Below are 12620 nucleotides of genomic sequence, written 5' to 3'. Positions count from 1 at the left end.
ACATGACCCAGCTCATCATCGACGGCAAAGAGATCGATGTCCCCGCCGAGTACACGCTGCTTCAGGCGTGCGAGGCGGCCGGCGCCGAGATTCCGCGCTTCTGCTATCACGAGCGGCTGTCGATCGCCGGCAATTGCCGGATGTGCCTCGTCGAGGTGAAGGGCGGCCCCAAGCCGGTCGCATCTTGCGCCTGGGGCGTGCGCGACTGCCGTCCGGGCCCGAAGGGTGAGCCGCCGGAGATCTCCACCCGTTCGCCGATGGTGAAGAAGGCACGCGAAGGCGTGATGGAGTTCCTTCTGATCAACCATCCGCTGGATTGCCCGATTTGCGACCAGGGCGGCGAGTGCGACCTGCAGGACCAGGCGATGGGCTATGGTGTCGACACCAGCCGCTTTGCCGAGAATAAGCGCGCCGTCGAGGACAAGTATCTCGGCGCGCTGGTCAAGACCTCGATGAACCGCTGCATCCAGTGCACGCGCTGCGTCCGCTTCTCGGCGGAAGTCGCCGGCGCGCCCGAGATGGGCGCGACGGGCCGCGGCGAGGACATGGAGATCACCACCTATCTCGAGCACGCGCTGACCTCGGAATTGCAGGGCAACCTCGTCGACATCTGCCCGGTCGGCGCGCTGACCTCGAAGCCTTATGCGTTCGCGGCGCGTCCGTGGGAGCTCGGCAAGACCCAGTCGATCGACGTCATGGACGGCCTCGGCTCGGCGATCCGTGTCGACACCCGCGGCCGTGAAGTGATGCGCATCCTGCCGCGCATCAACGAGGCCGTGAACGAGGAGTGGATCTCCGACAAGACCCGTCACGTCGTCGACGGCCTGCGCACACAGCGTCTCGACCGGCCCTATATCCGCGAAGCCGGCAAGCTGCGCGCGGCAAGCTGGCAGGAAGCCTTCGCAGCGATTGCCTCCAAGGCGGCGCGCACTGACGGCAAGCGCATCGGCGCGATCGCCGGCGATCTCGCCGGCGTCGAGGAGATGTTCGCGCTGAAGGACCTGCTCGCCAAGTACGGCTCGGGCAATCTGGCGGTGCAGGGCGGCGACGCCTTCGATCCCGCGCTCGGCCGCGGCTCCTACATCTTCAATCCGACCTTGGTCGGCGTCGAGCAGGCCGACGCGCTGCTGATCATCGGCGCCAATCCGCGCAAGGAGGCGGCGGTGTTCAACGCCCGCATCCGCAAGCGCTGGCGCGCCGGCGGTTTCAAGGTCGGCGTGATCGGCACCAAAGCCGATCTCACCTACGATTACGATCATCTCGGCGCAGGCACCGAGACGCTCGGTGAGCTCGCGGCCGGCAAGCATTCGTTCATGGACGTGCTGAAGAACGCCAAGAACCCGATCATCCTGGTCGGCGCGGGCGCGGCCGCGCGTCACGACGGCGCCGCCATCCTCGCAAGCGCCGCCAAGCTCGCGCTCGATGTGGGCGCGGTCAAGGACGGCTGGAACGGCTTTGGCGTTCTGCACGAGACCGCTTCGCGCGTCGGCGCGCTCGATATCGGCTTCACCGCCGGCCAGGGCGGGCTGAATGCCGCGCAGATGACGACCTTCGGCACGCTGGACCTCTTGTTCCTGCTTGGGGCCGACGAGATCAAGGCGCCGGATGGTACCTTCGTCGTCTATATCGGCACCCACGGTGACCGCGGCGCCCATCGCGCCGACGTGATCCTGCCGGCCGCGGCCTACACCGAGAAGTCCGCGATCTACGTCAACACCGAAGGCCGCGTGCAGATGACGGGCCGCGCCGCGTTCCCGCCGGGCGAAGCCCGCGAGGACTGGGCGATCATCCGCGCGCTGTCGGAAGCACTCGGCAAGAAGCTCGGCTACGACTCGCTTGCCGCGCTGCGCCAGGCGATCTTCAAGGCCGTCCCGCATTTGATGCGTCTCGATCAGATCGAGGCGGGCTCCGCCGACCAGATCAGGAAGCTGGCCGGGAAGGGCGGCTCGCCCGAGAAGGCGCCGTTCAAGCCTCTGGTCGAGGACTTCTATTTGACCAACCCCATCGCGCGCGCGTCCGCCGTGATGGCCGAATGCTCGCGGCTTGCCTCCGGGCAGATGCTGACCGCAGCGGAGTGAGCGGAATGGAATTCTTCGAAAGCGCATTCTGGACCGGTTTCCTCTGGCCGCTGATCATCATGATCGCGGAGAGCGTCTTGGTGCTCGTCGTCCTCCTGGTCGCGATCGCCTACATCCTGCTCGCCGACCGCAAGATCTGGGCGGCGGTGCAGATCCGCCGCGGCCCGAACGTGGTCGGCCCGTGGGGCCTGCTGCAATCCTTCGCGGACCTGCTGAAGTTCGTGCTGAAGGAGCCGATCATCCCGGCCGGCGCCAACAAGGGCGTCTTTCTCCTTGCTCCCTTGGTCTCGTGCGTGCTTGCGCTCGCGGCCTGGGCGGTGATCCCGACCAATCTCGGCTGGGTGATCTCCGACATCAATGTCGGCATCCTCTTCATCTTCGCGATCTCGTCGCTGTCGATCTACGGCATCATCATGGCCGGCTGGTCGTCGAACTCGAAGTACCCGTTCCTGGCGGCGCTGCGCTCGGCGGCGCAGATGGTGTCCTATGAAGTCTCGATCGGCTTCGTCATCATCACGGTGCTGCTCTGCGCCGGCACGCTGAACCTGTCGGCCGTGGTCGAGGCCCAGCATGTCCGCGGTCTCGCCAGCCTGATCGGCCTGCCGCAGCTGACCATCCTGAACTGGTACGTCTGGCCGCTGTTCCCGATGTTCGTGGTGTTCTACGTCTCGGCGCTGGCGGAAACCAACCGTCCGCCCTTCGACCTCGTCGAAGCCGAATCCGAGCTCGTCGCCGGCTTCATGGTCGAATACGGCTCGACGCCGTATCTCTTGTTCATGCTCGGCGAATACGTCGCCATCGTCACGATGTGCGCGATGGCCACGATCCTGTTCCTGGGAGGCTGGCTGCCGCCGGTCGACCTGCCGCCCTTCAACTGGGTGCCGGGGATCATCTGGTTCGCGCTGAAACTGTTCTTCATGTTCTTCCTGTTCGCGATGGCAAAGGCGATCGTGCCGCGCTACCGCTACGACCAACTGATGCGCCTCGGCTGGAAGGTGTTCCTGCCGCTGTCGCTGGCGATGGTGATCGTGGTGGCCGGCGTGCTGCAGTTCGCCGGCATCGCGCCGAAGTGAGGGCCGTCATGGGTATCAACATCAACGCCACTGCACGCTCGCTTCTGCTGTCGGAATTCGTCTCGGCGTTCTTCCTCGCCATGCGCTATTTCTTCCAGCCGAAGCCGACGCTGAACTATCCGTTCGAGAAGGGCCCGATCTCGCCGCGCTTCCGCGGCGAGCACGCGCTGCGCCGCTATCCGAACGGCGAGGAACGCTGCATCGCCTGCAAGCTGTGCGAGGCGGTGTGCCCGGCGCAGGCCATCACCATCGAGGCCGGCCCGCGCCGCAACGACGGCACCCGCCGCACCGTGCGCTACGACATCGACATGGTGAAGTGCATCTATTGCGGCCTCTGCCAGGAGGCCTGTCCGGTCGACGCCATCGTCGAAGGTCCGAACTTCGAGTTCGCGACCGAGACCCGCGAGGAACTGTTCTATGACAAGGCCAAGCTGCTCGCCAATGGCGATCGCTGGGAACGCGAGATCGCCAAAGCGATCGAGCTCGACGCGCCGTACCGGTGAGATGAGAGCATGATCCTCCCCGCGCTGTTCTTCTATCTGTTCGCCGGCGTCTGCGTCGCCTCGGCGGTGATGGTGATTGTCTCGCGCAATCCCGTGCACTCCGTGCTGTACCTGATCCTGGCCTTCGTCAACGCCTCCGGCCTGTTCGTGCTGATGGGCGCCGAATTCCTCGGCATGATGCTGATCGTCGTCTATGTCGGCGCGGTCGCGGTGCTGTTCCTGTTCGTGATCATGATGCTCGACGTCGACTTCGTCGAGCTGCGCGAAGGCTTCATCCAGTACCTGCCGGTCGGCGTCGTGATCGGCGGCATCTTCCTGTTCGAGCTGCTGCTGACGGTCGGCGCCTGGGTCATCAATCCCAGCGTGAGCAAGACCATCACGTCGGCGATCCCGACCAACGTCTCCAACACCGAGGCGCTGGGCCTGGTGCTCTATACGAAGTACATCCACTACTTCCAGCTCTCGGGCATGGTGCTGCTGGTGGCCATGATCGGCGCCATCGTCCTGACGCTGCGCCACAAGGCGAGCGTGAAGCGGCAGGACATCAACGTTCAGAACGCGCGCACGCCCGACATGGCGATGGCGATGCGCAAGGTGGCGCCGGGGCAGGGGCTCCAGGATGCCGATGCGGCGGAGTGGGTGAAATGACGATCGGGCTCGGACATTACCTGGCGGTCGCCGCGATCCTGTTCACGCTCGGGATCCTCGGCATCTTCCTGAACCGCAAGAACATCATCGTCATCCTGATGTCGATCGAGCTGATCCTGCTCTCGGTCAACATCAACCTCGTGGCGTTCTCGACCTTCCTCGGCGACATCGTCGGCCAGGTCTTCGCGCTTCTGGTGCTCACCGTCGCGGCCGCTGAAGCCGCGATCGGTCTCGCCATCCTGGTGGTCTATTTCCGCAACCGTGGCTCGATCGCGGTTGAGGACGTCAATCTGATGAAGGGCTGAGCTCTCAAATGGTTCAGGCAATCGTTTTCCTGCCTCTGCTGGGCGCCATCCTTGCCGGGCTCATCGCCCTGGCCGGCGCGCATGCCCGCAACCCCTCGGGCGACGAAGTCGAGCATCACGGCGACCACGGTCATGGCGCGCACGCGCATGCGTCCGCTTCGATCAACGAGGATGCTTCCGTCATCCACGAGACCCACCATGAGCCGGGCGACGGCCATGACGACCACGGCCACGGTCCGGCTGAGCCGCCGGCGGCGGGCTCGCGCGGCGCCGAGCTGATCACCACGGGGCTGCTGTTCGTCTCGGCCGCGCTGTCCTGGATGACGCTGGTCGATGTCGGCTTCAACGGCCACGACGTCCGGTACCAGCTGCTGCCCTGGATCTTCTCCGGCGACCTCCAGGTCTGGTGGACGCTGCGCGTCGACACGCTCACCGCCGTGATGCTGGTGGTGGTGACGACCGTGTCCTCGCTCGTGCACCTCTATTCCATCGGCTACATGGACGAGGATCCGAACCGGCCGCGCTTCTTCGGCTATCTCTCGCTGTTCACCTTCGCCATGCTGATGCTGGTGACAGCCGACAACCTCGTGCAGCTGTTCTTCGGCTGGGAAGGCGTGGGTCTGGCCAGCTACCTGCTGATCGGCTTCTGGTACCAGAAACCGACGGCGAACGCCGCCGCCATCAAGGCCTTCGTGGTCAACCGCGTCGGCGACTTCGGCTTCGCGCTCGGCATCTTCGCGATCTTCATGCTGACGAGCTCGACCGATTTCGAGACCATCTTCCATGCGGCCCCGAGCCTGACCGGCAAGACCATCGACTTCCTCGGCTGGCATGCCGACGCGCTGACCCTGACCTGCCTCTTGCTGTTCATGGGTGCGATGGGCAAGTCGGCACAGTTCCTGCTGCACACCTGGTTGCCGGACGCGATGGAAGGCCCGACGCCGGTGTCGGCGCTGATCCACGCCGCGACCATGGTCACCGCGGGCGTCTTCATGGTGGCGCGGCTGTCGCCGCTGTTCGAGCTCGCCCCGACCGCCCAGGCCGTCGTGATGTTCTTCGGCGCCACCACCGCGTTCTTCGCGGCGACCATCGGCCTCGTCCAGAACGACATCAAGCGCATCGTCGCCTACTCGACCTGTTCGCAGCTCGGCTACATGTTCGTGGCGATGGGGGCAGGGGCCTATTCGGTCGGTATGTTCCATTTGTTCACGCACGCCTTCTTCAAGGCGCTGCTATTCCTGGGCTCCGGCTCGGTGATCTACGCGATGCACCACGAGCAGGACATCCGCAACATGGGCGGCCTCTGGAAGAAGATCCCCTACACCTATGCGGTGATGGTGGTCGGCACCCTGGCGCTCACGGGCTTCCCGCTCACCGCCGGCTATTTCTCCAAGGACGCGATCATCGAAGCGGCCTACGCCTCGCACAATCCGTTCGCGGTGTACGGCTTCCTGATGACGATCGTCGCGGCCGGCCTGACCTCGTTCTACTCCTGGCGCCTGATCTTCAAGACCTTCCACGGCGAGCCGCATGACGAGCATCATTACGAGGCCGCGCACGAAGCCCCGCTCTGGATCCTGATCCCGATCGGCGCGCTCGCGGTCGGCTCGTTCGTCGCGGGCCTGCCGTTCAAGGAGCTGTTCGCCGGTCACGGCATCGAGGAGTTCTTCCGGGAGTCCGTGAAGATGAACCCGCACATCATCGAGGAGATGCACCACATCCCCGAGACCATCGCCTTCCTGCCGACGGTGATGATGGTGCTGGGCTTCCTCGTCTCCTATCTGTTCTACATCCGCCGGCCCTATCTGCCGGTCGAGCTCGCGAAGACGCAGCCGATGCTGTACCAGTTCCTGCTCAACAAATGGTACTTCGACGAGCTCTACGACCTGATCTTCGTCCGTCCGGCGAAGTGGCTCGGCTATCAGCTCTGGAAGAAGGGCGACGGCTTCATCATCGACGGCTTCGGCCCCGACGGCGTCTCGGCCCGCGTGCTGGACGTCACCCGCAACGTCGTGAAGATCCAGACCGGCTATCTCTATCACTACGCATTCGCCATGCTGATCGGCGCCGCCGGCCTGATCACCTGGTTCATGTTCGGCTTTGGAGGCCAGTAAATGACAACCTGGCCCATCCTTTCGGTCACGACGTTCCTGCCGCTGGTCGGCGCGCTGATCGTTTACCTGAGCCGCGGCGATGACGAGGCGGCCAGGCGCAATTCGCGCTGGATCGCGCTCTGGACCACGCTGATCACCTTCGCGGTGTCGGTGATCCTGGTCATGCGCTTCGACCCCAACAGCGCCGACTTCCAGTTCGTCGAGAAGGCGAGCTGGCTCGCTACCGGCATCACGTATCACATGGGCGTGGACGGCATCTCGCTGCCGCTCGTGATCCTGACCACCGCCGTGATGCCGTTCTGCATCATCGCCAGCTGGAAGGCGATCACCAACCGCGTCCGCGAATACATGATGGCGTTCCTGATCCTGGAAACGCTGATGATCGGCACCTTCTCGGCGCTCGATCTCGTGCTGTTCTATCTGTTCTTCGAGGGCGGCCTGATCCCGATGTTCCTGATCATCGGCGTCTGGGGCGGCCCGCGCCGGGTCTACGCGTCGTTCAAGTTCTTCCTCTACACGCTGCTCGGCTCAGTCTTGATGCTGCTCGCCATCATGGCGCTGTACTGGAACGGCGGCACCACCGACATCCCGGCGCTGATGCACACCGCCGTACCGCGGTCTTTGCAGACCTGGGCGTGGCTGGCCTTCTTCGCTTCCTTCGCGGTGAAGATGCCGATGTGGCCGGTGCACACCTGGCTGCCCGACGCGCACGTCGAGGCGCCGACCGCGGGCTCCGTGGTGCTCGCCGCGATCCTGCTGAAGATGGGCGGCTACGGCTTCCTGCGCTTCTCGCTGCCGATGTTCCCGCTGGCCTCGCATGACTTCGCGCCGCTGGTCTTCACCATGTCCGCCATCGCCATCATCTACACCTCGCTGGTGGCCTTGATGCAGGAGGACATGAAGAAGCTGATCGCGTACTCTTCGGTGGCGCATATGGGCTTCGTCACCATGGGCATCTTCGCCGGCACCATGCAGGGTGTCGCCGGCGGCGTGTTCCAGATGATCTCGCACGGCATCGTCTCCGGCGCGCTGTTCCTCTGCGTCGGCGTTGTCTACGACCGTCTGCACACCCGCGAGATCGCCGCCTATGGCGGCCTCGTCAACCGGATGCCGCTCTACGCGCTGACCTTCATGGTCTTCACCATGGCCAATGTCGGTCTGCCCGGCACCTCCGGCTTTATCGGCGAGTTCATGACGCTGCTCGGCACCTTCAAGGTTTCGATCCCGACCGCATTCTTCGCCACCTTCGGCGTGATCCTGTCGGCTGCTTACGCGCTGTGGCTCTACCGCAAGATCGTGTTCGGGGCCCTGGTCAAGCCGTCGCTGATGAGCATGAAGGATATGACCTTGCGGGAGTGCGTGATTCTGTTCCCAATGATCGCGCTGACGATCCTGTTCGGCGTCTATCCGAAGCCGGTGCTCGACATGTCGGCCGCCTCGGTCCAGCAACTCGTCAACAATTACAACACCGCTGTGACGGCCGTGAAGGCCGCCGCACTGCTCCATTGATCGGGCAGGTCAGGATATCGCCATGAGCATTACGACTGCAGGTTATCAACTGGCGCCGGTGCTGCCCGAGCTCGTGCTCGCGATCGGCGCCATGGCGCTCCTGATGCTGGGCGCCTATCGCGGGCAGGGGACCACCGGCGCGGTCACGACGCTCGCGGTGCTGCTCCTCATCCTCGTCGGCGTGCTGGAATACGCGCTGCCCGCGGGCAAGCAGGTGACCTTCGGCGGCAGCTTCATCGTCGATGACTTCGCCCGCTTCATGAAGATCCTGGCCCTGATCGGCTCGGCCGTGACGCTGATCCTGTCGACCGAGTTCCTCGCCGATCCGTCGCGCCGCATCTTCGAATATGCCATCCTGGTGCTGCTCTCGACGCTCGGCATGATGGTGCTGATCTCGGCCGGCGACCTGATCTCGCTCTATCTCGGCCTCGAACTGATGTCGCTCGCGCTCTACGTCGTGGCGGCCTCGAACCGCGACAACGCCAAATCGACCGAAGCGGGTTTGAAGTACTTCGTGCTCGGCGCGCTGTCCTCGGGCATGCTGCTGTACGGCTCCTCGCTGGTCTACGGCTTCACCGGCACCGTGAGCTTCACCGGCATTGCCGCGGCCACGACCATCTCGAATGTCGGCCTGGTGTTCGGCCTCGTCTTCCTGCTCGCCGGCCTCTGCTTCAAGGTCTCGGCCGTGCCGTTCCACATGTGGACGCCCGACGTGTATGAGGGCGCCCCGACCCCGGTCACCGCCTTCTTCGCCTCGGCGCCGAAGGTGGCTGCGCTCGCCGTCTTCACCCGCGTCACGCTGACCGCCTTCCCCGGCATCGTCTCGCAGTGGCAGCAGATCCTGGTGTTCGTGTCGATCGCTTCGATGGCGCTCGGCTCCTTCGCCGCGATCGGCCAGACCAACATCAAGCGCCTGATGGCCTATTCCTCGATCGGCCATATGGGCTTTGCCCTGGTCGGCCTTGCCTCAGGCACCATCGAAGGCGCGCAGGGCGTGCTGATGTACATCGTGATCTATGTCGCGATGACGCTCGGCTCGTTCTCGATCATCCTCGCCATGAAGCGCAACGGCCAAGCGGTCGAGCAGATCAGCGATTTCGCCGGCCTGTCGCGCACCAACCCGCTGCTCGCCTTCATGTTCGCGATGCTGCTGTTCTCGCTCGCAGGCATCCCGCCGCTCGCCGGCTTCTTCGCCAAATGGTACGTCTTCGTCGCCGCCATCAAGGCCAATCTGTTCACGCTGGCGGTGATCGGCGTGCTGACCAGCGTGGTGGGTGCCTACTACTATCTGAGCATCGTCAAGACGATGTATTTCGACGAGCCGGCCGGCCAGGTCGATCCGGTGCGTTTCGAGGTCAAGGCGGTCATGGCCGTCTTCGGCCTGTTCAACCTGCTGTTCGCGCTGTTCGCAGGTCCGGTGGTGACCGTCGCCTCGGCCGCGGCAAAGTCGCTGTTCTAGGATGGCATTCGCGCTCGGTCCTCGCGCACAAGCCGCGGGCTACAAGCTCGCGGCCCTTGAACGGACCGGCTCGACCAACGCCGATGCCATCGAAGCGGCGCGGGCTGGGGAGCGCGGCCCGATCTGGTTCGTCACGGATGAACAGACCGCCGGCCGCGGCCGCCGCCAGCGGCCCTGGATCGCGCCCAAGGGAAATCTCGCCGCCAGCGTCCTCGAGGTCCTCGATGTCGCGCCTGCGGTCGCCGCTACGATCGGATTTGCGGCGGGGCTGGCCGAGGAGGCCGCCCTGGAGAAGGTCAGCCTGGAGGCCGCGCTGCGGTTCGGCGAGGGCCGTCCTCGCTACGCCCTGAAATGGCCGAACGACGTCCTCGCCAACGACAAGAAGCTCGTCGGCATCGGGCTGGAGGCGGAAGCCGTCGGCGAGCGCCTCGCCATTGTGGTCGGTATCGGCACCAATATCGTCGCGGCGCCCGAGGGCATGCCGACGCCGGCAGTGTCGCTCGCGGCCCTCGGCGTCCAGATCAGCGCTGAGGAGCTGTTCTCGGCCCTCTCGGACGCCTGGGTCGAATATCGTGGCATCTGGGACAATGGCCGAGGCTTTGGCGAAATCCGCAAGCTGTGGCTGGAGCGGGCCGCGCGCCTTGGCGAGCCGGTCGCGATCAACACGGGAACCAAGGTCCTGGAAGGCATCTTTGAAACAATCGACGACACCGGCTGCCTGATCGTCCGCACCGCGGAGGGCGGCCTCGTGCCGGTTGCCGCAGGCGAGGTGTTCTTCGGTGAGGCTCGTTCGGCGGGAGCGGCGTGATGGCGAAACCCGACGAACTGGTGTTTGCGCCGCTCGGCGGCGTCGGCGAGATCGGCATGAACCTGTCGATCTATGGCCTCGGCAACCGCCAGCAGCGCTCCTGGCTGGCCGTCGACCTCGGCGTCTCCTTCGGCGACGAGGAGCATTTGCCCGGCATCGATCTGATCATGCCCGACATCTCCTTCCTGGAGAAGGAGCGCAAGAACCTGATGGGCCTCGTGCTGACGCACGCCCATGAGGACCATTTCGGCGCCATCATCGACCTCTGGCCGAAGCTGAAATGCCCGATCTATGCGACCAAATTCAGCGCCGCTTTGTTCGAGGCCAAATGTGCCGCCGAGCGCAATGCGCCGGAGATCCCGGTCACCGTGGTGCCGTCGGGCGGCCGCGTCGATGTCGGCCCGTTCAACGTCGAGTTCATCCCGGTCGCGCATTCGATTCCGGAAGCGCACGCGCTGGCGATCCACACCGACGCCGGCATCGTGCTGCACACCGGCGACTGGAAGATCGACCCGACCCCGACGCTCGGGGCGCCGACCGACGAGAGGCGCCTGCGCGAGCTCGGCGAGGAGGGCGTGCTGGCCCTGATCGGCGATTCCACCAACGCCGTGCGGGACGGCCGCTCGCCGTCCGAGGCCGAGGTTGCCAAAACCATCGTCGACCTCGTCAAGTCGGCCAAGGGCCGCGTCGCCGTCACGACCTTCGCCTCCAACGTCGCGCGCGTCAAAGCCGTGGCCGACGCCGCCAAGGCCGCCGACCGCGAGGTCGTCGTGGTCGGCCGCGCCATGGAGCGCGTGGTGCAGGTCGCGCGCGAGACCGGCTATCTCGACGGTGTGCAGAATTTCCGCTCGCCCGAGGTCTACGGCCACCTGCCCCAGGACAAGGTGCTGGCGCTCTGCACCGGCAGTCAGGGCGAATCCCGTGCCGCGCTGGCGCGGATCGCCAATGACGACCATCCCGAGATCACGCTGAACCGCGGCGACAGCGTGATCTTCTCCTCGCGCACCATTCCCGGCAACGAGAAGGCGGTCGGCTCGATCATCAATAATCTCGTGCTTCAGGGCGTCGAGGTTATCACGGATCGCGACGCGCTGGTCCACGTCTCCGGCCACCCGCGCCGGGACGAGCTGCGCGACATGATCTCCTGGGTGAAGCCGCAGCTCCTGATTCCCGTCCATGGCGAAGCGCTGCATCTCAATGAGCACGCAAAACTCGCCCGCGCCGCCGGCGTGCCGCGCGTGCTGGTCATCCGCAACGGCGACCTCGTCAAGCTCGGCCCCGGCGATCCCGGCGTGGTCGGCGAGGTGCCGTCGGGCCGGCTCTACAAGGACGGCAACATTCTCGAGGATTCCAAGTCGCGCGCCGTGGTCGAGCGCCGCCGCATGGGCTTTTCCGGCTGCGCCTTCGTCGCCATCGCCATGACCGCGCAGGGCGAGCTCGCTGACGATCCCGAGGTCGATCTGGTCGGCATCCCCGAGAAGAACCGGGCGGGCGAAGCCTTGGACGACATCGTTTTCGACGTCGTCGTTTCCACCGTCGAGGGACTGCCGAAGCCGCGCCGCAGGGATCCGGATGCGCTGGCTGAATCGGTGCGGCGCGCCGTCCGGGCCGTCATCAACGAACATTGGGGCAAAAAGCCCCCCTGTCTGGTACACGTCCTGACAGTGTAGATTGGGCGGCCTTTCGGATCACGCCCTGAGGGAGAAGAGACATGCTGGGTCGCCTCAATCACGTCGCGATCGCGACCAAGGACGCCGTCAAGGCCGCAAGGATCTACGGCACCGCGTTTGGTGCCCAGATCTCCGAGGCCGTGCCGCTGCCCGAGCACGGCGTCATCACCGTGTTCGCAACGCTGCCCAACACCAAGATCGAGTTCATCGAACCGCTGGGGGAAGCTTCGCCCATCGCCAAATTCGTCGAGCGTAATCCCGACGGAGGCATCCACCACATCTGCTACGAGGTCGTCGACATCATCGCCTCGCGCGACACGCTAGTGAAAGAGGGCGCGCGCGTGCTCGGCGACGGCGTGCCGAAGATCGGCGCCCACGGCAAGCCGGTGCTGTTCCTGCACCCCAAGGATTTTTCCGGCGCCCTCGTCGAGATCGAGCAGGCGTAAGGCCGTC

Annotated in this window: 11 protein-coding genes; all 11 read left to right on the top strand. The window is 65.2% G+C overall.

What is annotated here, in order from left to right; translation table 11 throughout:
- Positions 1-2 precede the first annotated feature (2 nt).
- From nuoG to mce, 11 genes are read left to right on the top strand one after another with little or no spacing between them, the layout of a single operon-like run.
- Positions 3-2078: an NADH-quinone oxidoreductase subunit NuoG gene (nuoG, locus tag HYH08_RS05400; RefSeq protein ID WP_220008710.1), complete on the top strand. Its 2076-nt coding sequence runs from the start codon at positions 3-5 to the stop codon at positions 2076-2078.
- Positions 2079-2083: 5 nt separating this feature from the next.
- Positions 2084-3151 (top strand): NADH-quinone oxidoreductase subunit NuoH, encoded by a 1068-nt coding sequence (nuoH, locus tag HYH08_RS05395; RefSeq protein ID WP_220008709.1) that lies wholly within the window; start codon positions 2084-2086, stop codon positions 3149-3151.
- 14 nt (positions 3152-3165) lie between these two features.
- Entirely contained in the window at positions 3166-3654 is a 489-nt protein-coding gene (nuoI, locus tag HYH08_RS05390; RefSeq protein WP_026232873.1) for an NADH-quinone oxidoreductase subunit NuoI, read from the top strand.
- Between the two features lie 9 nt (positions 3655-3663).
- Positions 3664-4302, top strand: a complete 639-nt coding sequence (locus HYH08_RS05385; protein ID WP_220008708.1) for an NADH-quinone oxidoreductase subunit J — start codon at positions 3664-3666, stop codon at positions 4300-4302.
- Positions 4299-4607, top strand: a complete 309-nt coding sequence (gene nuoK / locus HYH08_RS05380; RefSeq protein WP_212325390.1) for an NADH-quinone oxidoreductase subunit NuoK — start codon at positions 4299-4301, stop codon at positions 4605-4607. The genes HYH08_RS05385 and nuoK overlap by 4 nt, the downstream gene beginning before the upstream one ends.
- 8 nt (positions 4608-4615) lie before the next feature.
- The gene (nuoL, locus tag HYH08_RS05375; RefSeq protein WP_220008707.1) at positions 4616-6721 is read left to right on the top strand and encodes an NADH-quinone oxidoreductase subunit L; all 2106 of its coding nucleotides are present in this window, start codon (positions 4616-4618) and stop codon (positions 6719-6721) included.
- Complete coding sequence (locus HYH08_RS05370) at positions 6722-8230, top strand: NADH-quinone oxidoreductase subunit M (RefSeq protein WP_220008706.1); 1509 nt, start codon at positions 6722-6724, stop codon at positions 8228-8230. It abuts the gene before it with no gap.
- 22 nt (positions 8231-8252) lie between these two features.
- Complete coding sequence (gene nuoN, locus HYH08_RS05365) at positions 8253-9689, top strand: NADH-quinone oxidoreductase subunit NuoN (RefSeq protein WP_220008705.1); 1437 nt, start codon at positions 8253-8255, stop codon at positions 9687-9689.
- 1 nt (position 9690) lies between these two features.
- Positions 9691-10497 (top strand): biotin--[acetyl-CoA-carboxylase] ligase, encoded by an 807-nt coding sequence (locus HYH08_RS05360; RefSeq protein WP_220008704.1) that lies wholly within the window; start codon positions 9691-9693, stop codon positions 10495-10497.
- Positions 10497-12167, top strand: coding sequence for a ribonuclease J (locus HYH08_RS05355; protein WP_220008703.1), 1671 nt, complete (start codon positions 10497-10499; stop codon positions 12165-12167). The genes HYH08_RS05360 and HYH08_RS05355 overlap by 1 nt, the downstream gene beginning before the upstream one ends.
- A 41-nt stretch (positions 12168-12208) precedes the next feature.
- On the top strand, positions 12209-12613 hold the full coding sequence (gene mce, locus HYH08_RS05350; protein WP_220008702.1) for a methylmalonyl-CoA epimerase: 405 nt from the start codon (positions 12209-12211) through the stop codon (positions 12611-12613).
- Positions 12614-12620 lie beyond the last annotated feature (7 nt).

Source organism: Bradyrhizobium sp. BR 10289 (assembly GCF_019455385.1).
Taxonomy (GTDB): Bacteria; Pseudomonadota; Alphaproteobacteria; order Rhizobiales; family Xanthobacteraceae; genus Bradyrhizobium.
This window is presented reverse-complemented; position numbering and strand designations above follow the sequence as displayed.